The 25,175-nt window shown below is 66.6% G+C and carries 22 protein-coding genes and 1 riboswitch; of the genes, 7 read left to right on the top strand and 15 right to left on the bottom strand.

Features of this window, described 5'->3' with window-relative positions:
* The first annotated feature begins 11 nt into the window (after positions 1–11).
* Positions 12–1,244 carry a formate-dependent phosphoribosylglycinamide formyltransferase gene (gene purT / locus AC5Y4S_RS14845; protein ID WP_500033491.1) on the top strand — a complete coding sequence of 411 codons (1,233 nt, stop codon included), beginning with the start codon at positions 12–14 and terminating at the stop codon, positions 1,242–1,244.
* Here the strand turns inward: purT and AC5Y4S_RS14840 are convergent.
* From AC5Y4S_RS14840 to AC5Y4S_RS14820, 5 genes are all read right to left on the bottom strand, one after another.
* Positions 1,233–1,526, bottom strand: a complete 294-nt coding sequence (locus AC5Y4S_RS14840; RefSeq protein ID WP_500033490.1) for a hypothetical protein — start codon at positions 1,524–1,526, stop codon at positions 1,233–1,235. The two genes, purT and AC5Y4S_RS14840, sit on opposite strands and share 12 nt — an antisense overlap.
* The gene (locus tag AC5Y4S_RS14835; protein ID WP_500033489.1) at positions 1,526–1,975 is read right to left on the bottom strand and encodes an alpha/beta fold hydrolase; all 450 of its coding nucleotides are present in this window, start codon (positions 1,973–1,975) and stop codon (positions 1,526–1,528) included. Before AC5Y4S_RS14835 ends, AC5Y4S_RS14840 begins: the two co-directional genes overlap by 1 nt.
* On the bottom strand, positions 1,972–3,012 hold the full coding sequence (locus AC5Y4S_RS14830; RefSeq protein ID WP_500033488.1) for a methyltransferase: 1,041 nt from the start codon (positions 3,010–3,012) through the stop codon (positions 1,972–1,974). Before AC5Y4S_RS14830 ends, AC5Y4S_RS14835 begins: the two co-directional genes overlap by 4 nt.
* A 525-nt stretch (positions 3,013–3,537) precedes the next feature.
* Positions 3,538–4,773 (bottom strand): cytochrome P450, encoded by a 1,236-nt coding sequence (locus AC5Y4S_RS14825; RefSeq protein ID WP_500034017.1) that lies wholly within the window; start codon positions 4,771–4,773, stop codon positions 3,538–3,540.
* A gap of 24 nt (positions 4,774–4,797) precedes the next feature.
* On the bottom strand, positions 4,798–5,748 hold the full coding sequence (locus tag AC5Y4S_RS14820) for a VOC family protein (RefSeq protein ID WP_500033487.1): 951 nt from the start codon (positions 5,746–5,748) through the stop codon (positions 4,798–4,800).
* A 234-nt stretch (positions 5,749–5,982) separates the two neighbouring features.
* Between AC5Y4S_RS14820 and AC5Y4S_RS14815 the strand changes: the two genes are divergently transcribed.
* Positions 5,983–6,825: a transporter substrate-binding domain-containing protein gene (locus AC5Y4S_RS14815; RefSeq protein WP_500033486.1), complete on the top strand. Its 843-nt coding sequence runs from the start codon at positions 5,983–5,985 to the stop codon at positions 6,823–6,825.
* A 2-nt stretch (positions 6,826–6,827) separates the two neighbouring features.
* Here AC5Y4S_RS14815 and AC5Y4S_RS14810 read toward each other — a convergent pair whose 3' ends face one another.
* From AC5Y4S_RS14810 to AC5Y4S_RS14780, 7 genes are all read right to left on the bottom strand, one after another.
* A complete protein-coding gene (locus AC5Y4S_RS14810; RefSeq protein WP_500033485.1) occupies positions 6,828–8,174 on the bottom strand; it encodes an FAD-binding oxidoreductase in 1,347 nt (448 codons plus the stop codon).
* 448 nt (positions 8,175–8,622) lie between these two features.
* Positions 8,623–9,291 carry a helix-turn-helix domain-containing protein gene (locus AC5Y4S_RS14805; RefSeq protein ID WP_500033484.1) on the bottom strand — a complete coding sequence of 223 codons (669 nt, stop codon included), beginning with the start codon at positions 9,289–9,291 and terminating at the stop codon, positions 8,623–8,625.
* Positions 9,292–9,501: 210 nt separating this feature from the next.
* Complete coding sequence (gene car / locus AC5Y4S_RS14800) at positions 9,502–12,990, bottom strand: carboxylic acid reductase (RefSeq protein ID WP_500033483.1); 3,489 nt, start codon at positions 12,988–12,990, stop codon at positions 9,502–9,504.
* A gap of 20 nt (positions 12,991–13,010) precedes the next feature.
* On the bottom strand, positions 13,011–14,573 hold the full coding sequence (locus AC5Y4S_RS14795) for a GMC family oxidoreductase (protein ID WP_500033482.1): 1,563 nt from the start codon (positions 14,571–14,573) through the stop codon (positions 13,011–13,013).
* A gap of 318 nt (positions 14,574–14,891) precedes the next feature.
* The gene (locus AC5Y4S_RS14790) at positions 14,892–15,518 is read right to left on the bottom strand and encodes a helix-turn-helix domain-containing protein (protein WP_500033481.1); all 627 of its coding nucleotides are present in this window, start codon (positions 15,516–15,518) and stop codon (positions 14,892–14,894) included.
* A 27-nt stretch (positions 15,519–15,545) separates the two neighbouring features.
* A complete protein-coding gene (locus AC5Y4S_RS14785; protein WP_500033480.1) occupies positions 15,546–16,235 on the bottom strand; it encodes a class I SAM-dependent methyltransferase in 690 nt (229 codons plus the stop codon).
* Between the two features lie 26 nt (positions 16,236–16,261).
* Entirely contained in the window at positions 16,262–17,431 is a 1,170-nt protein-coding gene (locus AC5Y4S_RS14780; protein ID WP_500033479.1) for a flavin-containing monooxygenase, read from the bottom strand.
* A 162-nt stretch (positions 17,432–17,593) separates the two neighbouring features.
* A riboswitch (SAM riboswitch) is annotated at positions 17,594–17,704 on the top strand.
* A gap of 55 nt (positions 17,705–17,759) precedes the next feature.
* On the opposite strand from AC5Y4S_RS14780, the gene AC5Y4S_RS14775 reads away from it, so the two are divergent.
* Positions 17,760–18,194: a rhodanese-like domain-containing protein gene (locus AC5Y4S_RS14775; RefSeq protein WP_067161680.1), complete on the top strand. Its 435-nt coding sequence runs from the start codon at positions 17,760–17,762 to the stop codon at positions 18,192–18,194.
* Positions 18,191–19,411, top strand: coding sequence for an O-succinylhomoserine sulfhydrylase (locus AC5Y4S_RS14770; RefSeq protein ID WP_500033478.1), 1,221 nt, complete (start codon positions 18,191–18,193; stop codon positions 19,409–19,411). Before AC5Y4S_RS14775 ends, AC5Y4S_RS14770 begins: the two co-directional genes overlap by 4 nt.
* Here AC5Y4S_RS14770 and AC5Y4S_RS14765 read toward each other — a convergent pair.
* The 3 genes from AC5Y4S_RS14765 to AC5Y4S_RS14755 all read right to left on the bottom strand — a co-directional run bounded on the left by AC5Y4S_RS14765 (position 19,408) and on the right by AC5Y4S_RS14755 (position 23,144).
* The gene (locus AC5Y4S_RS14765; RefSeq protein ID WP_500033477.1) at positions 19,408–20,787 is read right to left on the bottom strand and encodes an NAD(P)/FAD-dependent oxidoreductase; all 1,380 of its coding nucleotides are present in this window, start codon (positions 20,785–20,787) and stop codon (positions 19,408–19,410) included. The two genes, AC5Y4S_RS14770 and AC5Y4S_RS14765, sit on opposite strands and share 4 nt — an antisense overlap.
* A 544-nt stretch (positions 20,788–21,331) precedes the next feature.
* Positions 21,332–21,946, bottom strand: coding sequence for a hypothetical protein (locus AC5Y4S_RS14760; protein WP_500033476.1), 615 nt, complete (start codon positions 21,944–21,946; stop codon positions 21,332–21,334).
* Between the two features lie 13 nt (positions 21,947–21,959).
* Positions 21,960–23,144, bottom strand: a complete 1,185-nt coding sequence (locus tag AC5Y4S_RS14755) for an acyl-CoA dehydrogenase (protein ID WP_500033475.1) — start codon at positions 23,142–23,144, stop codon at positions 21,960–21,962.
* Between the two features lie 33 nt (positions 23,145–23,177).
* Between AC5Y4S_RS14755 and AC5Y4S_RS14750 the strand changes: the two genes are divergently transcribed.
* From AC5Y4S_RS14750 to AC5Y4S_RS14740, 3 genes are all read left to right on the top strand, one after another.
* On the top strand, positions 23,178–23,549 hold the full coding sequence (locus AC5Y4S_RS14750) for a DUF3054 domain-containing protein (protein ID WP_500033474.1): 372 nt from the start codon (positions 23,178–23,180) through the stop codon (positions 23,547–23,549).
* A gap of 7 nt (positions 23,550–23,556) precedes the next feature.
* The gene (locus tag AC5Y4S_RS14745) at positions 23,557–24,453 is read left to right on the top strand and encodes an SAM-dependent methyltransferase (RefSeq protein ID WP_500033473.1); all 897 of its coding nucleotides are present in this window, start codon (positions 23,557–23,559) and stop codon (positions 24,451–24,453) included.
* 111 nt (positions 24,454–24,564) lie between these two features.
* On the top strand, positions 24,565–25,155 hold the full coding sequence (locus tag AC5Y4S_RS14740; RefSeq protein ID WP_500033472.1) for a fasciclin domain-containing protein: 591 nt from the start codon (positions 24,565–24,567) through the stop codon (positions 25,153–25,155).
* The last annotated feature ends 20 nt before the right edge of the window (positions 25,156–25,175 follow it).

Raw genomic sequence — 25,175 nt, 5'->3', positions numbered from 1 at the left:
ATCCTTGAGCGGTGACTGACGGCTTGACCCAAGGACAGGACGACAAGACGACCGCGCTGGCCGTGTCGCCCCACGCTGCCCCCCAACCGCCCGAAGACCGCAGGCCGACGGTCCTGCTGCTCGGCTCCGGCGAGCTGAGCCGGGAGCTGGCGGTCGCGCTGCGCCACCTGGGCGCGCGGGTGGTCGCGGCGGACGGGCAGCCAAACGCGCCCGCACACGGCGTGGCCGACCAGTCGCTGACGCTCCCGCTCACCGACGGCGGCGAGCTCGCCAGGGCGATCCGACAGCTCCACCCGGACTTCGTGGTGACCGCGACGGAGGCGGTCGCCGCCCAAGCTCTCGAGGCGCTGCCTGCGGACCGCACCCAGCTGGTCCCCAACGCCCGCACCGTGCGGCTCACCTCCGACCGCGAGGCCCTGCGCCGGATGGCCGCCGACGAGCTGGGGCTGCCCACCGCGCCGTTCTGGTTCGCCGGCTCGGTCGGCGAACTGCAGGCGGTGGCCGCCCACGCCGGCTACCCGCTGCTGGTGAAGCCCGTGTCGGGGCGGGGACACTCGGTGGTCTCCGGGCCCGACGACATCGAACCGGCCTGGCAGCGCGCGCAGGGGAGTCCGACCGGGCGGGTGCTGGCCGAGACGGTGGTCGAGGTCGACTTCGACGTCACCCTGCTCGTCGTGCGCAGCGAGGGCCCGAACGGTCCGCTGATCGAGTTCTGCTCACCCATCGGCCACCGCGACGTCGACGGCGCCGTACAGGAATCCTGGCAGCCCCAGCAGATGAACGAGGCCGCAGTGGACGCGGCCAAGTCGATCGCCGCGCGAATCGTCAAGGCACTCGGCGGGCGCGGCGTCTTCGGCGTCGAGTTGATGATCAAGGGCGACGAGGTGTACTTCTCCGACGTCAGCGCGCGCCCGCACCCCAGCGTCTGGGTGACCCTGCGCAGCCAGCGGCTTTCCGCGTTCGAACTGCAGGCCCGGACGATTCTGGGCCTGCCGGTGGACACCATGATGATGTCGCCGGCCGCCGCCCACGCGATCAATCCCGGCCCCGACGGCGGGCCGTCGGCCACCGACGCGCTGACCCGCGCGCTGCGGGTGCCGGAAAGCGATCTGCGCATCTTCGCGCGGGGCGCCGGGCCCGCCGGACGGGGCGTGGCGCTGGCCACGGCACCCGACGTGGCGGCTGCGCGCGACCGTGCCCGGCAGGCCGCGAACGCCCTGAATACGCGGGATTCACGCGGATGAGTTACGCGGACCAGTCAAGCTGAGGATCGCGTGGGCCACCTCGTCCGGGTGAGTCAGCATTCCGTTGTGCGTTCCCGGAACGACGATGGGTTTTACTCCGAGCCGGGCCGCGAATTCGGGCCCCGGTTGCGGCATCGCTTGATCGCTGTCGCCGGTGACGTAGGCGGCGGGAATACCGAGACTCGCCGCATCGACGTCGAGAGCGTCAAGGAAGTAACCGCCGGGCTGCGGGGTCACCAGATCGGCCACCAACCGCTGCAACTCCGGGGCAACGCCTTGCATCAGCAGCTGCTCGACGGTTCCAGGCTCGATGGAATGGCGTCGAAAGGCGATTCGTCGATCAACCGCAGTATCACCTCGCGGCTGTCTGGCGGGGTCTCGTCGACGAGGGCCCTTCCGCGAACCGGCACGAACGCGTTGTAGTAGACGATCTCGGTCACCCGGTCGCCGAGAAGGTCAGCGGCGCCGGTGGCGGGGTAGCCGCCCCAGCTGTGCGCGGCGAGTATCACGTCGTCGAGCTCGAGCCGGCACACCTCGTCGACGATGTAATCGACCGCGTCCCCGAGCTGGTAGCCCGACGGATCATCGCCGTCGCCCAGGCCGGGCAGCGTCAGGGTGATCGCCCGACGACTCGCGGCGCGAAGGCGCTTGGCAACCGGTTGCCAGGACCAGGCCCCATGCCAGGCGCCTGGGATCAGCACATATGTCGACCCTTGCGCGTCGAGAGTCATCTGGCAAATGCCTCGATCAGGCTGAATTCCGTTTCGGTGCCGACGATTTGGGTCATCTCGAAGCCGGCCTCGTCGAGGAGTCGCCGATACTCCTTCGCGGTGCGTTCACGCCCATCGTTGAACAACAACATTTCGATGTCGGCCAACTTGCCGGTGAATTCGCTGCTGTCTTCGGGGATTACCGTCTCGACGAGCAGCAAGGCCGCTCCCGTTGGCGCAGCCCATTTCACATTCCGCAGGATTTCCAGCGCGGCGGCATCGGACCAGTCGTGCAAAATGTGCTTGAGCACATAGGCGTCACCCCCCGCCGGTACACCGCTGAAGAAGGAGCCTTCGACCAGCCGAACCCGTTGTGCTACATCCAACTTCTGTAGTAGCGGCGTTGCTTCGGCCACCACATCGGGAAGGTCGAACAGCACACCCTGCGTCTTCGGGGCCGAGGCAAGGATGGCGGCGAGCAAGCGGCCGTGACCGCCCGCTACGTCGACGACGGTTCGGTATGGCGTGAAGTCGTACGCCGTTACGAGCGGCCCATCCACGTACGCCGACAAGCCCGTCATCGCGTCATTGAAAATCGCGCTGTATTCGGGTTCGTCGCGCAGATAGTCGAAGAAGGGCTTACCCCGCAACGCCCGGACCGGCGAAGTCCCAGTCCTGATGGCCTCGGTGAGCAGGCTCCAATGTTCGCGCTCCCGCGGTGCGCCCACCAGCCGCGCCAGCGCCGCCATGGATACCGGGGCGTCCGAGCGCAGCAGGTCTGCGCGCGGCGTCAGCTCATAGCGGCCATCGTCGCCTTGAGCGAATATGCCCTTACAGATCAGCGCACGCAAAGCCCTGCGCAGCGCATCGGGATCAGCTCCGACCTTGTCGGCGAGTTCATCAAGGTGCAGCGGCCGGTCGGCGAGCGCATCGGCCACTCCCAAGTCGGCGACCGCGGTGATCGTCTGGGCTACCCACCCGCCCAGTATTAATCCCTGCATCTCTTTCGCCGGGGAAGACACCTGTCGGTCCAATTGCGTTGTCTCCGAGTTGTTCACCTAACCTCCTCATGCTGTTGACAAAAAGTGGTCGCGCCGCCGTCATGCCGTTTGGTCGAATTCGGGCGGCAGTGTGGCCTACCAGCTCATCGCGACAGCGGCCGCCACCAACAAGACCGTGACGAGGCCGTGGAGAACAAGCTGTCGCAGGACGGTGGCGTGGGCAAACATGTCCAATTCGGTCGACTGCGAATAATCCGGGAGCACATATTGATTGCGCTTCGAGGCGAATCGCAGTCGCGCACTTCGCTGTGCGGTCACGCTTTGTTCACCTATCGAGCCGGTCGGCCGAACCCGCTGGCCCGAAGTCGAATTGCACGCAGCGTTGGGGAGGCTTGACAGACATCGGAGGTTCGCCGAAGGTAGCTGCCCACGCCATGGTGACCACAAAGACCAGCAGCACCGTGATCAAGCTATGAACACACACTTGGCGCACGGTGCTCGCCAGGGACGGCGTCAGTCGGTAATGCTCCGGAAAATGCGTCACGGGATGCCTTTCGGTGTCAAGGATCGGAAGGGTGTAAATCACTTCAGCGAGTAGCGGATCGGCAGGTGTTTGAGCCCACCGACGAACGTCGTCGCGGAAAGTTCGGGCTTGCCCGCTAGCTCGATCGATCCCAGCCTGGGGAGCAGTTCGCGGTAGAGACTGCCGATCTCCATCCGCGCCAGCGCGGCGCCGAGGCAGAAGTGCACGCCATAGCCGAAGGCCAGATGCTTGTTGGGATCGCGGCCGATGTCGAAGCGGAACGGATCGTCGAAGACCTCCTCATCGCGGTTTCCGGACACATACGCCAGATACACCGACTCTCCTTCAGCGATGTCCACCCCACGAACCGTGGTGTCGGCGGCTGCGGTGCGCATGAATTCCTTGACCGGCGTGGCCCACCGGATCATCTCCTCGATCGCCGTCGGCATCAGCGTGAGATCCTGCTTCAATCGCCATAATTCACTGGGGTTTTCGATGAGCGCGCGCAGCCCACCGGAGATGGCATCCTTGGTGGTGTCATGGCCGGCGGCGGCGATGATCACGTAGTAGGACGCGGTGTCCACGTCGGAGAGCGGTTCGCCGTCGATGCGCCCGTTCGCGATGGCCGAGGCGAGGTCGCCGGTGGGTTTTCGGCGGCGCGACGCGGTCAGCGTGGCGAAGTAGTTGAGGAACTCCTGCATCACCGCGAGCACGGTCTCGGGTTCTTGACCCCGCTGGTATTCGGCGTCATCGCGGCCGAACATCTCCTGTGTCAGCATGCGCATCCGAGGAAAGTCCGATTCGGGAAGACCCAGCAACGACAGAATGACGTAGAGCGGAAAGTCGACCGCGATGTCGGTGACGAAGTCGCACTCGGGTCCGATCTCGCGCATCTTGTCGACATAGCGCTTGGCCAGCTGGTCCACCTGCGCCTTCAGGTCGCGCATCGCCGCCGGGCGGAACCAGTTCGCGCCGATCGCGCGCACCTTGCGGTGGTATGGATCATCCATCTCGACCAGGGTGCGCAGGCCGGTCCCGGCGTCTTCCTGCGCCATGCGCAGATCGTCGGTATCGGCGGGCGAAAGCAACGGGCGGGGCGCGCTGATGAACAGCTCGTTGTCTCGTTCGATCGCCATGATGTCCGCGTGCTTGGTGATCGCCCAGAACGGCCGATACGGCGGATGGTCCACCCACGCAACCGGATTGGTCGCCCGCAGCTGTCGCAGCGCCGTATGCAGCCGCTCGTCGTCCGCGTACGCCGTCGGGTCGGCCAGGACTTTGGCGGTAGCAACCATCGCTGGTGTGTTCACGTCAATTCCTCAGAGCTTGATCGGCTCTAGGCGGCCGAGGATCTCCTCGCGCCGTACCTCGAACTGCTCCGGCAGCTGGAATCGCTTGCCCAGCTCCCGCGGCGACTCGTCGCAGTCCCAGCCGCCCTCGTTGTGTGTGACGGCCAGTTCGAAGAGTGCTCCGCCGGGCGACCGAACGTAGACAGACTTGAAGTACTTGCGGTCTCGGATTTCGGACATATCTGTGTAGCCCGCGCCCTCGATCTCGAGTTTCAGGTCATTCTGATTCTCAAGAGTGTCTGCGTTCCAGGCGAAGTGGTGGATGGTTCCGGCGCAGTAGGTCCACGTTCCCGGCGCATCTGCGCGATTGACAACGAGCTCGACCGCCCCGCCGAGGCCAAACTTGCCGGCCGCCAACGCAAATCGGTCGCCTTCGGTCAAGCCCTCGCGCGCACCCAGGTGATTGGCGGCGAACTCGACGGCGGTGTCCGGCCCCGTCACGTGTACACCGACGCCGTAAATGCCGTGGATGGCATACTCCTCGGGCACCCCGCTGCCGCTGTAACCACGACGAGGGTCGTTGTCGACCTCGACCAGTTGGTACTCGATGCCGCACGGATGCCGGAACAGCACGCGACGTCGATCGAACACAGTCGCGTCCCGGACGTCCGCGGCACGCGCGCGCAACCGGGAGGACCAGTAGTTCAGCGAACCCGCAGGAGCGGCGAGCAATACCTCCCGTGCCTGGTTGGTGCCACGCCGGCCGTGGATCCCGGCCTGGCCAAAAGGGAAGGTGGTGAGCACCGCGCTCGGGTCGCCGTCGGCGTTGCTGTAATACAGGTGGTAAATCGGGATCGACCCGTCAAACAGCACCGTCCGTTTGATCAGCCGCAGCCCGAGCACCTTGACGTGGAAAACGACATCCTCTTGGGCGCCGTTTACCGACATGGTGATGTGGTGACTATCGATGACGTACGACATTTCGCTCTCTCCTGTGTGTTCGCGACGGTGATCGCTATCCCGCTCTCTCGAGCGAGGCTGGCCCATTGGCGGCGAGATCTGCGTCCCGTCACAAGGTTCGACGTTAAGAAACAACAGACCCGGTAGCGAACCTGCGCCCACTGACTGGGCTTTACCGGGCAGCCACTTATTACATGGCGCGAAATAGTCTGGTGATAGCGGATATTCGACGGCAAGCGGGCTCGAGGAGCGTTCATGATGGGTGACTCTGGTAGGCGAATCGCCATCTGGTTGGCAACGATTCCGGTATTGGTCGCCGTGCTGGCGTTAACCACGGGGTGTGACTCGACGGCGACGACCTCATCGACGACCACGCCGGCGCCCGCCGGATTGCCACAAATTCTGCGGCGCCGCATGGTCCGTGTGTGCAGTACCGGCGACTACCGCCCATTCACCTATCGCGACCCACAGGGCACCTGGAGTGGGCTCGACATCGACATGGCCATCGACATGGCCACTCGGCTGGGAGTCCGATTGGACATCGTGCCGACCACGTGGGCAGGTGTTGTCGATGATCTGGGCAACAAATGTGATGTGGCGATGGGGGGAATCACCATCACGCTCAACCGTGCCGAGCGCGCCATCTACAGCGCTCCCTACCTACGTGACGGGAAAGCCGCCATCGTCCGTTGCGCCGACAGATCGAAGTTCCAGACGCTTAGCGACATCGACCGTCCGGACGTCCGTGTGGTCGTCAACCCAGGTGGTACCAATGCTGAATTCGACAAAGGCCATCTCCACAACGCGCGCATAGTGAACTATCCAGACAACAACACGATCTTCGGGCAGATCGCCAACAATGCCGCCGACGTCATGATCACCGACATCAGTGAGATCCGTTGGCAAGCAACTCAGAATCCGCAGCTCTGCGGTGAGAGTCTGGACCATCCGTTCACATTCGAGCAAAAGGCCTATCTCATCAGTGGAACCGCGACGGACGTGCAGCAGTGGATGAATCTGTGGCTCAACATGTCACAGAACGACGGAACCTATGCAGCGCTCAGCCAGAGGTACTTCGGTGCGGTAATCGGACCGTGACTTTAGGTGCCGCTGGGAAGTGGGATGGCGGTGAACACCGTATCGGGGTCGTAGTGATTTTTGGCGGCGATGAGTCGTGTGGCGTTGTCGCCGTACGCGTTTGCGATCTGCTCGTGGTCGTCGGGCCCGAGTAGATTGGCGTATCCGCCGGGAAACGCATGCGGCGCAAGCGCGTCCGACAACGCCTCTGCCCAGGCGCGGTGGGCGGCGCCGTCCCCTGCCTCCCAGCAGGCGACGATCTCGACGACGAAATGCGGGCGGCGGTTCGCGAATGCGGTCTGGTCCGGGGCGACGCGAGTCGATGCGCCGTGACAGTGGTGGATGGAGATGAGGCTGCGTGGCGAGGTCAGCGTCCGCGCGGCCTCCACCAGCGCATCGATGACTCCGGGCGTGTAGCCCGCAACCGTGCGGGTGCGAACCGCCCAGCACAATCCGCGGACACACCCCACGTCGAACAGGCGCAGTATTTCACCGTAGGCCACGGACGCCACTTTTGTGGTAAGCGGCGTTCCCAGCGTTGCGAGCAGATCGACGGCCGCCAGGCCGCAAAGGATCTCGCCGCTCCAGGTCGGCTGAAGGTAAACCACCGGGTCGCCGTCGGGGCCGGGCAGCACTCCGCTCTGGACGGTCAGCGCGTCAGGCGCCGTCGACAACAGCTCCTCCAGCCCACGCCACACCGTCGCGGCCTGCGACAAAGGAAACATGATCATCCCGCCGATCACGCGCTTTAGCGGATGCAACCGCACGCGCATCGACGTGACCACGCCGAAGTTGCCGCCGCCACCGCGCAGTGCCCAGAACAGGTCTGGCTCGTGAGACGCATCGGCTGTGACCATTCGGCCGTCCGCCAGGACGACCTCGGCGCCGACCAGGTTGTCCAAGGCAAGGCCGAACCGCCCGTTGAGCGGTCCGTAGCCCCCGCCGAGTGTCAGACCGGTCATGCCAACCGCACCGCAGTTGCCGGTGGCGGCAACCAACCCGTAGGGCGCGACCGCCTCGATCAACTCAGCCGCTGTGACGCCCGCACCCACCGTTGCGACCCGCGCCCCGGTATCGACTGTGACACTTCGCATCCCGGACATGTCGATCACCAGACCGCCGTCGCACACAGCGCGACCCGCCCAGTCGTGGCCGCCACCGAGCACCGAGAGCCGCAGCCCGCGGTCACGCGCCACACCGATCGCTTCCTGCACGTCGCGCGGTGTCTCGGCCCGCATGACCAATGCCGGACGATGTTGCACCGCCGCATTCCAGATCAACGGCGCACCGTCGGGCATACGCACCTGGGTCGCGTTGATGCGGCTGGCCAGGTCGTTGGCTGCAGCGGTTATCACGTCGGTTGTACTCATTTGTCTCCCATCAGTTGACGACCACGTCGAGCAAGAATGTCCGCGCCGAGGTGACGGCTCCTTCCGCGCGCGTTCACTTGTGCCGCCGTAGACCTTGAGATTCCAGCGGCGCCAGCGCCATTCACGGCTGCATTGCTTCCGTCACACTTGTGACGCTAAGGAGCGACGCGGCCAACGGCGAGTCGGCGCCCACTGATTGGGTGTTTCTCGCCCGCCACGCATGTCAGTCTTGAAAGGTGTTACCGTCCAACGGCAGATCAGCTTTTGCTCACCGAAGCGAAGGTGGGTGCGTCGGTCTGCCGGACGAAAGCGCGCAAGGCGTTACGAGTCGCAGCTGCCGGTGTGCGAAAACCATTGCGGCTTTGTTCCGTAACTGGTGAACTTGGCGAGGCGCAGCCGAAGCCCGCGACAACGGGCCAATCGATGCCCACTGAGTGGGTTTATCAACTCACGGTGTACGAAGGAGCCCGGTGATACGCGCGCCGGTGGCTCTGGTGGCGGCGAGCAGTCCGAGCGGCGGTCGCGGTGCCGCGATGATCGTCGACAGGGCTGCCACAGCGCCGTTGCCCAGCGGAATCGCCACCGCGACACAGCTCATATCCGCCCTCACCTCGCCTGCGTCCACTATCGGTGCGGTATAGCCCAACTCGGTGTAGGCCCGCGCAGCCGCGCATCTGGGTGGTACCGGGGTCCCGGGCTGGGCGGTCACTCCCAACGGAATCCGAGCGTCCACCGATTCCAGGTACACCGGCTCACCGCCGATCACCGCGGACAACTGCACGGCGGCACCGGTCGCGGTTGCGAGCTCGGCGATCGGCCGCCGGGCGGCCGCCCGCAGTCGCCGCTCCGAGCTCACTCGCGCACCCAGCCCCAGCAGGCTTGCACCGAGCCGATAGCGGGGGCCTTCGCGACTGACCGCCCCGACGGCGATCAACTGCTTCAGCAGCCGACGGACCGTCTCCCGAGGTATCCCGCTCGCATTCACCAAATCGATCAACCGCACCGGCTCCAACGCACCCACATGGTCCAACAGTTCAAATGCGCTCTCGATGACCGCCCGACCGTCGTTGTGAAACGCCCGGCCCGCACAATTACCGCTGGCTACACCACCGGTCAATCGATCCAACTCACATTGGTCCACCGTCGACCCCTTTATGCTCTGATGCGCGTACCACCGTCACGTCATCGCAGGGTTCAACGCGCGAACACAGCAAACTATGCCGAAGGTCTGAGAATAATAACTTTTGCCCGTCTGAAAGGCGTCAGCACCGCCCGACCGGCTGCTTGACGCCGGCGCGACGATCGACAGGCGTCGGCCCTGATTTTGTCAGAGCAGTCCGAGTAGTTGCAGGTCGCTGATGTATTTGGCGATGATCTGCGGGGTGACGTGTGGGATGTTTTTGTCCGGGCCGATTTTCGCGTCCTGAACCGCCGCACGGAATCGGTCGGTGGGTGCCATTGAGCCGTTGATCGGCTGCTGGGGTTTTTGGTAGTTGTGCAGCAGCGGCAGCAGCGAAGCGTTGCGCTGCTTTTCGGGCAGCCCGCGCAGGCTGGTTTCGAAGCGTTGCAGCCAGTCGCCGTAGTCGTCGACGCGCCGGATGGCGCAGCCGGCGTCGATCAGCCAGTCGACGAATTGGTCCATTCCGATGCCGTCGTGGTAGGGGTTCATCACGTGGAAGGTGCGGAAGCCCTCAGAAGCCTGGTCGCTTTGGGCACCGAGGGTGGAGATCGCCTCGGCGATGAACTCCACGGGCAGCCCGTCGTAGTGGGCGCGCTGGCGGTGGCCGTCGGCGTCGCGCTCGTAGAACGAGGCGGGCGCGATCCCGGTGGCGGCCAGGCTGAGCATCATCCGGGTGAACATGTCCGGGACGTTGAGTTGGCCGGCGTAGGTGGTGTCGGCCAGGATCATGTCGCAGCGGAACACCGCGACCGGCAGCCCGCACAGGTCGTGGGCGTCGCGCAGCAGCACCTCGCCGGCCCACTTGCTGTTGCCGTAGCCGTTGGCGTAGCTGTCGTTGATCGCCCGCGTCGCGCTGATCGCGCGGATGTCGGCGTCCTCGGTGAACGTGCCGGGCGCGATCTGGTCGCCCACCCCGATGGTGGAGACGTAGGTGTAGGGCTTGATCTTGGTGGTCAGCGCGAGGCGGATCAGTTCGGCGGTGCCCAGGGCGTTGGGGCCGAACAGTTCGCTGTAGGGCAGCACGTGGTTGACCAGGGCGGCGGGGTCGACGATCAGGTCGACGGTGTCGGCCAGCCGCTGCCAGGTCTGGGCGTCCAGGCCGAGGTCGGCTTCGCCCTTGTCACCGGCCAGCACCTGCAGGTGGTCGGCGGCCAGCGCCTGGTAGTGGGCCAGCAGCTGGGGGTCGCCGCTGTCGAAGGTCTTGTCCAGCCGGGCGCGGGCCTCTTCGTCGGAGCGGGCGCGCACCAGCGCGATCACGGTGCCGTCGACCAGGTCCATCCGCTCGAGCCATTCCAGGGCCAGGTAGCGACCCAGGAATCCGGTTGCGCCGGTGAGCAGGACGGTGCGCACCTCGGGAGCCGGCCCCGGCAGGTTCGGCGCGCCGGCCAGGGTGGCGGGCTCGAGGAACTTGTCCAGGGTCAGCTCGGCGGCGTGCACCTCGGTGGCGTCGCGCCCGTGCACCGTGGCGAAGCTGGGCCGGGTGCTACCGGTGCGCTGGGCTTCGATGTAGGTGGCGATCGCGGCCAGGTCGTTGGCCGGGCTGACGATCACCCCGACCGGCACGTCGACGTCGAAGATCTCGTGCAGCAGGTTGCCGAAGGTCAACGCCGACAACGAGTCTCCGCCCAGGTCGGCGAAGTGCGCGTCGGGGGACACCTCGCTGGTGGCGGTGCCCAGCAGGGCGGCCGCGGCGCGGCTGAGCGTCTGCAGCACCGGCGCGTCGGCGCCGCTGCGGCGCAGCTCGGCCAGCTCGTTGGCCTGGCCCTCGGCCAGCTCGGCGTAGAGCTGCTCGAGGCGCTCGCCGTAGTGCGCCTTCAGCTTGGGCCACGCCAGCTTGCCGGCATCGGTGAGCAGACCGTTCTCCAGGCTGAAAGGCGTTGTCTCGATGAGGAAGTCGCGCGGCACCTCATAAGACTGCAGCCCGGCCTCCCTGGCGACGTACTGCAGCGAGCCGGCGATCAGCGGCTTGAGCTCGTCGAGCGGGTAGCGCTCAAGGGCGTCCCCGGTGGGCACCACCACCGCCAGCAGGTAGGCCTGTGCGCTGTTGCCGTAGACGTAGATCTGGCGCACCAGCGCGCTGTTGCCGAACACCGCCTCCAGCTTGGCCAGGGTGACGAACTCGCCCTGCGCGAGCTTGAGCACGTTGTTGCGGCGATCGACATACGCCAACCGGTCGGGGGCGACCTCGGCGAACACGTCGCCGGTCCGGTAATAGCCGTCCTCGTCGAACACACCCGCGGTGGTCTCGGGCCGCTTGTAGTAGCCGGGAAACATGTTGTTGGTCTTGAGCAGCAGCTCACCACGCGGGTAGGGCCGATCGGTGGAGAAGTAGCCCAGCTCCGGCACGTCGACCAGCTTGTAGTCGATGATCGGCGGGCGCTGTACCTCGCCGTCGAACAGGACCATCCCGGCCTCGGTGGCGCCGTAGCCGTCCAGCAGGTGGATCTGCAGCAGGGACTCGACCCACTGGCGCAGCTCCGGGGAGATGGGCGCCGAGCCCGTTATCGCGAAGATGAACCGCCCGCCCAGCAGGTGGTTGCGCAGTTCGTCTAGCACCTCGGCCTCGTCGGCCCCGCGGTCGACCCGGCGCTGGTACTCCGCGTAGATGGTCTCCCAGATCCGCGGCACGAAGTTCAGCTCGGTGGGCCGGACCAGCTCGAGATCCTCCAGCAGCGTCGAGAGGTCGCTCTTGGCGGCGAAATACGCTGTGCCGCCGTTACCGAGCGTCTCGTACACCACGAAGCGAGCCATCCCGTGGCTCATCGGCATGAAGTTCAGCGTGATCGACGCGGCACTCGCCCCAACCAAATTGCGGGTCGACCATTGCCACATCGTGGCAACGGCGCTTTCCCGGTATATCGCGCCCTTGGGCGCGCCGGTGCTGCCGGAGGTGTAGAGCAACAACGCCAGCGGGTCCTCGTCGGACGGCGCCGGCAGTGGCGCGTCGGGCAGCGATTTGCCGCGCTCGAGAACGTCGGCCAGCGTCCGGACGGTGATGGGGGTCCCTGCCAGCCGTGCGCGGGCGGCGTCGACGGCCTCGCGCTCGTCGTCGACCTCAGGGTGGTAGTCGAAGACGATCAGGTGCGCGGGCGCGGGACCCGTGAGGATCAACTCGACGGCGTTGGGAAGGTAATCGATGCCGGCCGCGATAGCGGAGGGTTCGGTCTCGGTCACGATCGGCAGCAGTTGGTTGATCGTCGCGCTGGTCTGCAGCGGGACCGACACGGCACCGACCTGGCCCACCGCCACGTCGACAGTGAGGTAGTCGACGCTGGTGAAACCGAGAATGCAGACGCGATCGCCTGCAGACATCCCATCGTCGGCCCACGCGCGGGCGAGCGCGTCGATGCGCTCGCCCAGCTGCCGGTAGGTGATCGTGTCGAAGCGCTCCAGCAGCCGTACCGATGTGCGTCTGGTTGCGGGGTCGCTGACAAACTCGAACGCCCGCTGACCCGTTGCCGGTCGATCCGCGTAACCCTCCAAGGCCGTGCGAACGATCTGCGCAAGTCGGAGACCGGGCTGCCCGAGCGCCGCGGCGACCGTCTCGCTCGGAATGGCGGCAGCGAACTGCGGGTCGGTCGCAGACAATTTGGCGATGCGACGTCGCGGCCGCTCGCCACTGGTATCGGTTGGCATGGAACTCCCTGGGTCGATGGTCATCGCTCGACGCGCCGAGCAAAGCTGTCGCCGCCCAGCAGCAGATCAGCTGCGTGCTCGCCGATCATGATGGAGGGCGCGTTGGTGTTGCCGGTGGTGATGGTGGGCATGATCGAGGCATCTGCGACGCGCAGCCGGTCGACGCCGCGCACTCGAAGATCGGGCCGGACAACGGCATCCGGGTCATCTGCGGCCCCCATCTTGCAGGTGCCGACCTGATGGTGGTATGTGCCCACCGCCTGCCGGACGAAGGCGCGCAAGGCGTTTCGGGTTGTGGCTGCGGGTCCCGGAGCGACTTCGGCCTTGCGCCACGGCGTGAATGCGGCTGAGGCTCCGATGTCGCGGCAGATTTCGACCGCATCAACCATCGCTTCGAGATCGCCGGGGTCGGCGAAAACGTTGGGATCAGCCAGCGGCGGCTCGCTCGGGTCGGCGGAGGCCAGCCGCAGGGTGCCGCGTGCTTTCGGTGCCACCAGTCCCGCGGCGATCGTATACCCGTGCTCGGGCGCCGGGCCGCCGCCCGCGGCGTAGGGAATGTGGATGAACAGCGGCTGCAAATTCGGTGCTGATCCTTGCCACCCGGCGCTGCGCGCATAGAGCTGCGCCTCGAGCAGATTGTTGGTCCCGACCGTCAAAGGCTCCTTGGCCTCATAGATATTGCTGACCAACAGATGATCGTGCAGGTTCTCTCCGACTGCGGGCAGGTCCACCATGGTGGGAAGACCGACGGATTGCAGGTGTGCACTCGGTCCGATCCCGCTGAGCAGCAATAGTTTTGGTGAGCCCAGGACGCCTGCGCTGAGGACGACCTCCGCGAGGGCGTACGCGCGCCGAAGCGGTTGGGCTCCTTGTGAATACGTGACCCCCACGGCTCTGCCCTTCTCCAGGAGCACCCGGTGGACGAGGGCGTCGGTGGTCACCGTCAACCGGGGATGAGCTTGCATCGGCGCGACAAAGCTCTTCCATGCACTCATCCGTTGGCCGCGGAACGCGGTGATGTGGTTGTATCCGACGCCGACCATCTCTTCGGCGTTGAAATCGTCGATCCATTTGTGTCCGAGGTCCAATGCCGCCTCGATGAATGCTTCGGACAGTGGGTGCGGATCGGAGATCGTGGTCACCGGTAACGGTCCGCCGGCGCCGTGGTACTCGTCGCCGCCCAGTTCATGTGCCTCAGAGCGTTTGAACAACGGCAACACCTGATCCCAGCCCCAACTGGGGTCGCCGGTCACCTGCGCCCAATGCTCGTAGTCGCTGGCATGCCCCCGTATGTAGATCATTCCGTTCAACGAGCTGCTTCCGCCCAGGACTTTGCCCCGAGGCCAAAACAGCCTGCGATTGTTGGCATGCCGCTGTGGCGTGGTGAACACTCCCCAGTCCTGTTGGCCGCCCAGTAGCGTCGGCCAGCCCTGCAATGAGTGAATCGCGGGGTCGGTATCGGCCGGGCCGGCCTCGATGACGTGCACGCTGCGGCCAGCCTCGAGCAACCTTCGCACCACGACGCTGCCGGCCGATCCCGCACCTACCACGACATAGTCCGCCACCTCACGCGCGAAAACCATTGGAGCTTCCTCCCGTAGCGTTATCCCGGCGGGTGTTTCCCACGAACTTGGCGAGGCGCAGCCGACGCGCCGGCCGGATCGCCCTGATTGTGCGTGCGCTCACCACGAATTGCTTTGAACCTATGTTGATTTCGCACTCCAGCGGGGTCAGCGGCCTCTTCTTAGCCAGAAGGCTTTGTCGCCTTGAGATTCCGACTGCTCCCGGAGGATCTTCTGCTGAGCCATCTTTCGCCGGGGTCGTGTCTGTCACGGACTTGACGTTAAGAATCGACGCGACAAGAGGCCAATCGATGCCCGCTGAATGGGTTGATCACCGATTCACGGTGTATGAAGAAGGCTGGCGATGCGCAGACCCGTGGCTTTCGTCGCCGCCAGCAGTCCGAGCGGTGGGCGTCGTCCGGCGACGACCGTCGACACGACGGCCGCGGTGTTGTCGCCGAGAGGAATTGCGATGGCAACACAGCTGAGATCCGGCCGCACCTCGGCGGCGTCCACTATGGGTGCGGCTCGGCCTAATTCGGCATAGGCCCGCGCGGTCGCCGTGCCGGGCGGCACCCGGGCTCCGGGTTCGGCTGTGAATTCCACCGGAATCCGAGCGCTGATTTCGTCGAGGTATACCGCCTCGCCGCCGATCATCGCGGACAAGTGCACGGCAGCCCCGGTGGCGGACGCCAGTTCGGCGATCGGCCGCCGGGCGGCCACCCGTAACCGACGCTCCGAGCTCACCTGCGCGCCCAGCCCCAGCAGGCTCGCACCGAGCCGATAGTGGGGGCCGTCGCGACTGACCGCCCCAACGGCGATCAATTGCTGCAGCAGTCGGCGGACCGTTTCCCGGGGGATCCCGCTTGCGTTAGCCAAGTCCAGCAGCCGCACCGGTTCCAACGCAGCCAGGTGATCCAGCAACTCAAATGCGCTCTCGATGACCCCGCGAGATTGGTCCACCATCGGCCCCAGGCGCGACGACCTGCAGTGTCAGCCGGCCTTGTGCGCCGTCAGCAGGTAGGCCGGCAGCTTTATCCGGCCCTTCTCGTCGCGGTCGCGCTGGAGAAATTCGGGCGGCCCGTCCGCGGCCGGGGGAATGTTCGCGTGGATGTGGGCGGGCCGGATTTCGTCGATTTCCCAGTACTTGCTAACCGCGGCGCGCAGTTCGTCCTCGTCGACCTCGTTCGGCTTGGGCTCGAAGTCCGCGGGCAGGGCGCCCTTGGCGAACACCAGCACGAAATAGCCAGCGCCGGGCGCCGCCGCGCGGTGGATCGCGCTGAGGTAACCGTCGCGCTCCTCCACCGGTAGCGAGTGGAACAACGTCGAGTCCGCGATCGTCGAGAAGCGCTCTCCCGAATCGGGTGGGTAGCCGGTGAAGGACGTGATGTCGGCCTGCACGAAAGTGGCGGTGGTCAGGCCGCGTTCGGCGGCCGCCTTGGTAGCCGCCGCAATGGCGGTTGGCGCGAGGTCGATGCCGACAACGGTGTGGCCCCGCGCGGCCAGTGCCAGCGACAGTTCGGCGAACCCGCATCCTGCGTCCAGCACGTCGCTGCGAAACTTTCCGTCCGCGATCAGCGCCGCCAACTCCGGCTGCGGCTCGCCGATGTTCCACGGCGGCGGCCCCTCGAATTCCCCCTGCTCGCGGTAAGCACTGTCCCAGTCCGTGATTTGGGATGACATATTTCTCCTATGTGTGTCGCGACATCTCAGGCGACGCCTCGCGCCAATGGGATGCGGTACAGCGGTTGGCAGTCTTGCGAGACGCGCTTGGCCAGCTTTCGTGATTGTTTGGCGAGGTAGCCAATCAGCGCGGGCCGGCTCAGCAGACCATGGAAGTACAGGCCGTCGGCGGCAGGTAACGGCGACAACCTAACCGGTAAGCCATCGGGTGTCAGCACCCCCAAGTGTCCGACCAATGGCTGCAGCCCCGGCCGATACCCAGTCGCGCCGATCATCACGTCGGGCTGGATCCGTGCGCCGTCGGCCAGCGCCACCTTGGCGCCCTCCAGCGCGGTGACCGCCCCAACCACCTCGACGGACCCGTCGCGCACGGCGCCGACAACCTCGGGGTCGACGACCGTTGGCGCGGCGTGCAGCCGATGCGCTTTCGAGAAGGGCCCCTCATCGGGAACGGGCAGGCCGATTGCTCCGAGATCACCGAACGCGCGGCGGCGCGCGGTGGCGGCGATCCGGTCGGCAATCCGTGGGGGTAGGTGGAACAGTGGAATGGATACCACGTCGTTGGGCAGTCCCCCAGGCCCCTTGCGCGGCAGGATGTTTGGTGGAGTTCGCACTGAGAGCCACACCTTGCTCGTTGCGCCTGTGCTCAGGTCGTGGGCGATTTCCATGCCCGACGATCCGGAACCGACAACCAGCACGCGCTTGTGGGCGTACGGCGCCGGGTCTCTGTAACGATTTGAGTGCAGTAGCTCACCGGCGAAGATGCCCGGCCAGTCCGGGATGAAGGGCGTGTGCTCGTAACCCGTTGCGACCACGACGTATCGGGCTTCGATGTCCCCGTTCGACGTCGTCAACCGCCATCCCGGGAAACGTCGGTCGATGCGTTCAACCGTGGTTTCGAGGAGGAGATCGATGCCGTCCTCGCGCGCATGCCGGTCCAGGTGCGCGACGACTTGGTCGCGGGTCGGATAGAGGGGAGTGCCTTGCGGGTAGCGCCGCCCGGGCAGGTGGGAAAATTGTCGACCTGTGTTGAGTCTGAGCCGGTCATACCGACTACGCCAGGATGCCCCCACCGCGTCGGCTCGATCGACGAGCAATGACCGAATTCCCTTGTCCTTCAGGCACAGGGCGGCAGCAATCCCGGCCGGCCCGGCACCGATAATCACAACCTGCGCGAAATGCGGGGGTGGACTCACGCCTACGACCGTAAAAGCCACGCCATAGGCGGCGAACCCCACGCCCACTGAGTGGGCTTTGGATGGATGTCGGGGAGCCCGGATTCCCAGAAAAGCGGCTTTCACCTGCAAGGACTCTGCTGCGCGATACCTCGGCAGCTCGGCCGTTGTAGATTGAACTTGCTTCATGAGATGCCGTCGCCAAGCTCCGACTGGATGGCACGCCAACCCCACGCTCGTGGGTGGCTCGGATGACGAAGCGGCCGGCACCACCGGTGACGACAAGAGCGCCTCCCCTGGGCGCGGATATTGTGGCTCACAAAGTTGGCGAAGGACGAGGTAAACACCCATGAGCACCGGGCAAGCACGCGCATACGCAGGAGACATCACCCCGCTCGAGGCATGGAAGCTGCTCAGCGACAATCCCCACGCGGTGCTGGTCGACGTCCGCACCGACGCCGAATGGCGGTTCGTCGGCGTGCCCGACCTGTCGAGCCTGGGCCGCGACGTGGTGTACATCGAGTGGGTCACCGCCAACGGCGTCCCCAACGCGAACTTCGCCGACGAGCTGAAAAGTCACGTCCCACCCGCGGACGACGAGCGGCCCGTGATCTTCCTGTGCCGCTCGGGTAACCGTTCCATCGGCGCGGCCGAGGTGGCGACGCAGGTGGGCCTCACCCCGGCCTACAACGTGCTGGACGGCTTCGAGGGCCAGCTCGACGCCAGCGGGCATCGCGGTGGAAACGGCTGGCGCGCGCTCGGATTGCCCTGGAGGCAAGGATGACCGACGACCAGTCGGTCCGCACGCCCAAGGCGCTGCCCGACGGCGTCAGCCAGGGCACCATCGGCGTGCGCGGCGGCCTGCTGCGATCCGGTTTCGAAGAGACCGCCGAGGCGATGTTCCTGACCTCCGGCTACGTCTACGAGTCGGCGGCCGTGGCCGAGCGGTCGTTCACCGGCGAGCTGGACCATTTCGTCTACTCGCGCTACGGCAACCCGACCGTGACGATGTTCGAGGAGCGGTTGCGCCTGATCGAGGGGGCGCCCGCCGCGTTCGCCACCGCGAGCGGCATGGCCGCGGTGTTCACCTCACTGGGCGCGCTGCTGGCGGCCGGTGACCGGCTGGTCGCGGCGCGCAGCCTGTTCGGCTCGTGCTTCGTGGTGTGCAACGAGATCCTGCCGCGGTGGGGGGTCGAGACCGTTTTCGTCGACGGCGACGACCTCGCGCAGTGGGAGCGGGCGCTGTCGGTTCCCACGCAGGCGGTGTTCTTCGAGACCCCGTCCAACCCCATGCAGTCACTGGTCGACATCGCCGCGGTGACCGAGATGGCTCACGCCGCGGGCGCGAAAGTGGTGCTGGACAACGTCTTTGCCACACCGCTGCTGCAGCAGGGTTTCCCGCTCGGGGTGGACGTGGTGGTGTACTCCGGTACCAAGCACATCGACGGACAGGGCCGGGTGCTGGGCGGCGCCATCCTGGGCGACAAGGAGTACATCGACGGCCCGGTGCAGAAGCTCATGCGGCACACCGGCCCGGCGATGAGCGCGTTCAACGCCTGGGTGTTGCTGAAAGGCCTTGAGACGCTGGCGGTTCGGGTCGAGCACAGTAACGCGTCCGCGCACCGCATCGCGGAGTTCCTCGAGACCCATCCCGCGGTGAGCTGGGTGCGCTACCCCTACCTGACGTCGCACCCGCAATACGACCTGGCCAAGCGCCAGATGACCGGCGGCGGGACGGTGATCACCTTCGCGCTCGACTGCGCCGAAAGTGCCGCCAAGCAGCGGGCTTTCGAGGTGCTGGACAAGCTGCGGCTGATCGACATCTCCAACAACCTGGGCGACGCGAAATCCCTCATCACGCATCCGGCGACCACCACGCACCGCGCCATGGGCCCGGAGGGTCGTGCCGCGATCGGGCTGGGCGACAACGTGGTTCGCATCTCCGTCGGGCTGGAGGGCACCGACGACCTGATCGCCGATATCGATCAGGCCCTGGGCTAGCCGGCTTGCTTCTCGGCGGCCTCGATGCGTTCGGCCGCCGCCAGCGTCCCCTCTTGCGCCTGCCGCTCCACCCAGTCCACCACCGGCCGCGCATACATCATCTGGCTGGTGATCGCCATCTGGCCGCGGGTGCGGCCCAGGAACGAGATGCCCCAGGAAAACATGGCGGCAATGCGGTTGCGGAACCCGATCAGGTAATACAGGTGCAGCAGCAGCCACGCCAACCAGGCGATGAAGCCCCCGAACTCCAGCTTGCCGACCTGAGCCACGGCGCTGTACCGGGAGATGGTCGCCATGCTGCCCTTGTCGAAGTACTTGAACGGCTTGCGGGTGGCCGGGTCGTCGTGCCCCTTGAGGGACTGCTTGATGAGCGCGGTGGCGTAGTGCGCCCCCTGGATCGCGCCCTGCGCCATCCCGGGCACGCCGGGCACCGACATCAGGTCGCCGACGACGAAGACGTACGGGTGACCCTTGACCGAGAGGTCGGGTTCGACGATCACGCGTCCGGCACGGTCGGTTTCGGTGCCGTCGGACTGCTCGGCGATCATCTTGCCCAGCGGGCTGGCCTGCACGCCGGCCGCCCAGACCTTGCACGCACATTCGATCCGCCGCTCGCCGCCGTCCTTCTCCTTGATCGTGATGCCCATGTAATCGACGGCGGTCACCATCGCGTTGAGCTGGACCTCGACGCCCATTTTCTCCAGTCGCCGCTGGGCCACGAGACCCAGCTTTTTGCCCATCGGCGGCAACACCGCGGGCGCCGCGTCGAGCAGGATGACCCGGCAGTCGCTGGGCGTGATGGTCCGAAACGCCCCCGCCAGCGTGCGCTCGGCGAGTTCCACGATCTGCCCGGCCACCTCGACGCCCGTCGGCCCGGCGCCGACCACCACGAACGTCAGGCGCCGCTGCCGCTCGGCCGGATCGGTGGCGACCTCGGCGGCCTCGAAGGCGCCGAGGATGCGGGCGCGTAGCTCCAGAGCGTCGTCGATGGATTTCATGCCGGGCGCGAACGCGGCGTAGTCGTCGTTGCCGAAATAGGACTGCTGCGCGCCCGCGGCCACGATGAGGCTGTCGTAGTGCGTGACGGTCTGCATCCCCATCAGGTGCGACGTGACCGTCTGCGCCTTCAGGTCGATCGCCTCGACCTCACCCCACAACACCCGGATGTTCTTCTGCTTGCGCAGGATCAGCCTGGTGGTGGGGGCGATGTCGCCCTCGGACAGGATCCCGGTGGCCACCTGGTAGAGCAGCGGCTGGAAAAGGTGAGTGGTGGTCATCGAGATCAGGGTGACGTCCACATCGGCCCGCTTGAGCGACCGCGCCGCGTTCAGCCCCCCGAATCCGCTCCCGATGATGACGACGTGATGGCGCGACATGCCTACCCCTTCGTGTCGTGGTCCCCGCGGCCCGTCACCAGCCTATGTGGTCGGGGGGCCGGACCACGGCCAGCTACCAGTCTTGATCTTGCGCCGAGCAGACCACATGAGAACCGAGCCCGTACCGATCGCGAGGACGCCACCGGACATCCACAGATAGTTCGGCCTCGCCTCGCTCGCCGTATAGGCCACGTCGGTGCCCCCGCGACTGTGAAAAAGATGAACATCCACCTGCGATCCGACTCCATTACGTCGGTCGTAGTCTCCGACGATCGGGCCCGTGTGTGACTTTCGGCCGGCGCCCCACCTGCCGTAGCACCTTTCGTGGTCCCCGTGCAGCGAGGTGTGCGCCTCACAATGATCGATCGTCACCGTCGTAGGTGTGCCGAGCCGGTAGGCAACGGCGTGCATTGCACCCAATTCGATACCGAAGGCCAGCCCCGCGAACACACAAATACCGCCAAGCACCACGGTGACCCACGCCCCGATGCGCGCTGGCCTACCAGAACGTCCCCGGACCGCGTCCATCAGGAAATGCTCCCACCTAGAACGGCCACGCCGCGGCGTTGGTCTTGTACTTGCCGTTGAGTTGGTTGCAGAAGTCGTCGTTGGTGCCGGCCAGGAAGATGTAATAGGCCTCCGCGTTGCTGCGGCGGCTGTCGAAGGAATTGGGCGTCGTCCAGCCGCTGTTGCACGCCGCGGTGTCCGAACCCGTGGTGGGCTTGCGCCAATTGGTCTTGGCGCAGGCGTTCAGGGCGTCGACGTTGGGGGTGGCGCTCTTCGCGGCGACGAGCATCGCGCCGCCCCACAGCCCGTCGTTGCGCCGGTAGGCGCGCGCCCCGAATCCCGCGTTGTTGGTCTGGCAGGCCAGCGCCCGCTTGAGCAGCCCGAAGGGGGCGGCAAGCTGCGGATTGCTGACCGCGGCCGAAGCCGTGATGAATTGGGCCGCGTCCGAGCCGTCGACCTCCTGGACATTCGGGTTGCCGAGGCCGGTCAGCTGCTGCGCGATCCCGGAGTTGTTGCCCCCGCCGATGATCGGTCCGCCGCCGCCGGACGTCAGCGCGGGCAGCGTGACGGGATCGGCGGTTGCGACGGGAGCGGACAGGGCCACCCCGCACGCGGCGAACACAACGCCGAACCGGTACAGGACAGATGTCATAGCGGGACTCCTCTCAGCGGAACGCGTCGCTGCCGGTGAACGCCTGCCCGAGGACGAGCTGGTGCATCTCGGGTGTGCCCTCGTAGGTCAGCACCGATTCCAGGTTGACCATGTGCCGGATGACGGGGTACTCCAGCGATATCCCGTTGCCGCCCAATATGGTTCGGGCGGTGCGGCAGATCTTGATCGCCTCGCGGGTGTTGTTGAGCTTGCCGAAGCTGACCTGCTCCTGGCGCAGCCCGGCGCCGTCCTTGAGGCGGCCGAGGTGCAGCGACAGCAGCTGCCCCTTGTGCAGTTCGACCGCCATGTCGACGAGTTTGGCCTGCGTCAGCTGGAATCCGGCGATCGGGCGCCCGAACTGGGTGCGCTGCGTGGCGTAGTCGAGCGCGGCCTGCCAGGCCGACCGCGCCGCGCCCATCGATCCCCAGATGATCCCGTAGCGCGCCTCCGACAGGCACGACAGCGGCCCGCGCAACCCCGTCGCCGCGGGCAGCATCGCGTCGGCGGGCAGCCGCACGTCGTCGAGCACCAGCTCGCTGGTGATCGACGCGCGCAGCGACAGCTTGTGGTGGATGGTGTTGGCGGCGAAGCCCGGCGTCTTGGTCGGCACCACAAAGCCGCGGATCCCCTCGTCGGTGCCTGCCCACACAATCGCCACGTCGGCGACCGAGCCGTTGGTGATCCACAACTTTCGCCCGTTCAGAACCCAGTCCGAACCATCTTGGCGCGCACGGGTTTTCATCGCGGCCGGATCGCTTCCGACGTCGGGTTCGGTCAGCCCGAAGCAGCCGAGCAGTTCGCCGGTGGCCATGCCGGGCAGCCACTGCTGCTTCTGCTCCTCCGACCCGAACTTCCAGATCGCGAACATCGCCAGCGATCCCTGCACGGAGACCATCGACCGGATACCCGAGTCGGCGGCTTCCAGCTCGGTGCAGGCCAGGCCGTAGTGCACGGCCGAAGCGCCGCCGCAGCCGTAGCCGTGCAGATGCATGCCGAGCAGCCCGAGCTGGCCGAATTGCTTGGCCAGCTGGCGGACCGGAAGGTCGCCGATCTCGAACCACTCGGCGACATAGGGGAGGACGTGCTCGGCGCAGAACTTGCGCACCGTGTCGCGCACGGCGAGCTCGTCCTCGGACAGGGAGGCGTCCAGGCCCAGCGGGTCGTCCCGGTCGAACGCCGGAGGTGCGTCAGTGCTCATAGGACCCAGCCTGCCACCCGGTAGTCTCGCGGCATGCGGAGGCTCCGGTGGATGGCCTACCTGCTCGTCGATGTCGTCGCCGTGCTCGTGTTCTGCGCCGCCGGACGCCGCAGCCACGCCGAAGGGCTCACCCTGGGCGGCCTCGCGACCACGGCCTGGCCGTTTCTGGCCGGAACCGTCGTCGGGTGGCTGCTCTCCCGCGGTTGGCGGCGACCGACCGCCGTGGCCCCCACCGGCGTGATCGTCTGGCTGTCCACCGTCGCGATCGGCATGCTGCTGCGCAAGGCCAGCTCGGCGGGCGTGGCGACGAGCTTCGTGGTGGTCGCCGCGTCGGTCACCGCGGTCCTGTTGCTCGGCTGGCGGGCCGCCGTGAGCCTGGCCCTGCGCCGCCGCTCCAACGCCTGAGCGGATCATGGCACCCGCCAGCTGGAACCCGGCCTCCGGCGACGGCCTGACCACCACGTTCGACGCCGTCGTCCGGGCCGTGGCCACGAACAAGGGCCTCCTGGCGGACCCGTTCGCCGAGCCGCTGGTGCGCGCCACCGGCGTGCCGTACTTCACCCAGGTCATTGACGACGAGCGATACGCCGCCGACGACGGCGGTCACCCCATCACGACGGGGCTCATCCACGTCCAGGCCGCGTACGGACGGTTCCTCGACGAGTTTCTCGCCGACGCCGGCCGCTCCGGCATTCGCCAGGTGGTGATCGTGGGATCGGGGCTGGACACCCGGCCGTACCGACTGTGGTGGCCGCCGGGCACGACGGTGTACGAGATCGATCGCCCGGACGTCCTCGATTTCAAGGCCGGGGTGCTGCGGGGGCTGGACGCGCGGCCGGGCGCGCACCGCCGCGAGATCGGCGTCGACCTTCGCCAGGATTGGCTGGCGGCGCTGCGCCGGGCCGGTTTCGACGCCGCGACGCCCACGGTCTGGATCGCCGAGCAGCTGCTCGTCGGCTACCTGCCGCCGGACGCGCAGCACCGGTTGCTGCAGGGCGTCACCGAGGCGAGCGCGCCCGGCAGCCGCTTCTCCGCCGATCACATGGCGAGCTGGACACCGGAACGGCAGGCAGCGCGGCAGGCCTTCGTGGACGGCTGGCGACGGCGCGGCCTGGACGTCGACCTGGCCAGCCTGACCTACCCGGGCGAATACCGCTTTGTGCCCGAATATCTTGCGGCGCAAGGCTGGAAGACGGTCAAACGGAACGTCGTCGAGTTGTTCGCCGGCCTGGGGTTGGCCGAATTGTGGCGCGGCCGCCCGGAGCACGTGGAACTGCTCCCCGGGTACGTCACGGCATCGCGCGTCTAGCGCGTGCCGCGCCATTGAAATTCCATCCGTAACGGCCGTCGCTCCGAATGACTTGTGTTCAAGCCGAAGACGGCGCCCATGGGCGTCCGACGACAAAGGAGTCGAAACGCAATGATGAGCACTCGTGCGAAAACGCTTGCCGCGGCGGGTCTTGCGGCCATTGCCGTCGCTGCGGGGCCGACGGTTACGGCCACCGCTGACAACCCGAGTGACCTGATCGGGACCGGTTGCGCGGACTATGCCAAGCAGAATCCGAGCGGTCCGGGGTCCGTGATGGGAATGTCGCGCGACCCGGTGGCGACGGCAGCGTCGAACAACCCGATGTTGACGACCCTGGCCGCGGCGCTGTCCGGGAAGCTGAATCCGAATGTGAACCTGGTCTCGACCCTTAACAACGGCCAGTACACGGTGTTCGCGCCCACCAACGCCGCGTTCGACAAGCTGCCGGCGGGGACCGTCGACAGGCTGAAGACGGACTCGCAGCTGCTGACCAGCATCTTGACGTATCACGTCGTCCCGGGGCAGCTCAGCCCGGCGGTGATCGGCGGCGTCCACCCGACGGTGCAGGGCGCGCCCCTTACCGTGGCCGGTCAAGGCAACGACCTGAGGGTCAACAACGCGGGCCTGGTCTGCGGTGGGGTGCACACGTCGAACGCGACGGTCTACATGATCGACACGGTGCTGATGCCCCCCGGCCAATAGAGCGGACCCGCCGCCGGGTG

This window comes from Mycobacterium sp. NGS64, from assembly GCF_059812245.1.
The sequence above is the reverse complement of the archived record's forward strand: the minus strand, read 5'-3'. Positions and strand labels throughout refer to the sequence as shown.

Coding starts and splice junctions, on each gene's coding strand:
- AC5Y4S_RS14750 (WP_500033474.1), top strand. CDS start 23,178: ATGCGGAGGCTCCGGTGGATGGCCTACCTGCTCGTCGATGTCGTCGCC.
- car (WP_500033483.1), bottom strand. CDS start 12,990: ATGCCAACCGATACCAGTGGCGAGCGGCCGCGACGTCGCATCGCCAAA.
- AC5Y4S_RS14820 (WP_500033487.1), bottom strand. CDS start 5,748: ATGTCGTACGTCATCGATAGTCACCACATCACCATGTCGGTAAACGGC.
- AC5Y4S_RS14770 (WP_500033478.1), top strand. CDS start 18,191: ATGACCGACGACCAGTCGGTCCGCACGCCCAAGGCGCTGCCCGACGGC.
- AC5Y4S_RS14745 (WP_500033473.1), top strand. CDS start 23,557: ATGGCACCCGCCAGCTGGAACCCGGCCTCCGGCGACGGCCTGACCACC.
- AC5Y4S_RS14840 (WP_500033490.1), bottom strand. CDS start 1,526: ATGCAAGGCGTTGCCCCGGAGTTGCAGCGGTTGGTGGCCGATCTGGTG.
- AC5Y4S_RS14775 (WP_067161680.1), top strand. CDS start 17,760: ATGAGCACCGGGCAAGCACGCGCATACGCAGGAGACATCACCCCGCTC.
- AC5Y4S_RS14795 (WP_500033482.1), bottom strand. CDS start 14,573: ATGGTTTTCGCGCGTGAGGTGGCGGACTATGTCGTGGTAGGTGCGGGA.
- AC5Y4S_RS14815 (WP_500033486.1), top strand. CDS start 5,983: ATGATGGGTGACTCTGGTAGGCGAATCGCCATCTGGTTGGCAACGATT.
- AC5Y4S_RS14790 (WP_500033481.1), bottom strand. CDS start 15,518: ATGGTGGACCAATCTCGCGGGGTCATCGAGAGCGCATTTGAGTTGCTG.
- AC5Y4S_RS14755 (WP_500033475.1), bottom strand. CDS start 23,144: ATGAGCACTGACGCACCTCCGGCGTTCGACCGGGACGACCCGCTGGGC.
- AC5Y4S_RS14810 (WP_500033485.1), bottom strand. CDS start 8,174: ATGAGTACAACCGACGTGATAACCGCTGCAGCCAACGACCTGGCCAGC.
- AC5Y4S_RS14785 (WP_500033480.1), bottom strand. CDS start 16,235: ATGTCATCCCAAATCACGGACTGGGACAGTGCTTACCGCGAGCAGGGG.
- AC5Y4S_RS14765 (WP_500033477.1), bottom strand. CDS start 20,787: ATGTCGCGCCATCACGTCGTCATCATCGGGAGCGGATTCGGGGGGCTG.
- AC5Y4S_RS14825 (WP_500034017.1), bottom strand. CDS start 4,773: ATGGTTGCTACCGCCAAAGTCCTGGCCGACCCGACGGCGTACGCGGAC.
- AC5Y4S_RS14740 (WP_500033472.1), top strand. CDS start 24,565: ATGATGAGCACTCGTGCGAAAACGCTTGCCGCGGCGGGTCTTGCGGCC.
- AC5Y4S_RS14835 (WP_500033489.1), bottom strand. CDS start 1,975: ATGACTCTCGACGCGCAAGGGTCGACATATGTGCTGATCCCAGGCGCC.
- AC5Y4S_RS14760 (WP_500033476.1), bottom strand. CDS start 21,946: ATGACATCTGTCCTGTACCGGTTCGGCGTTGTGTTCGCCGCGTGCGGG.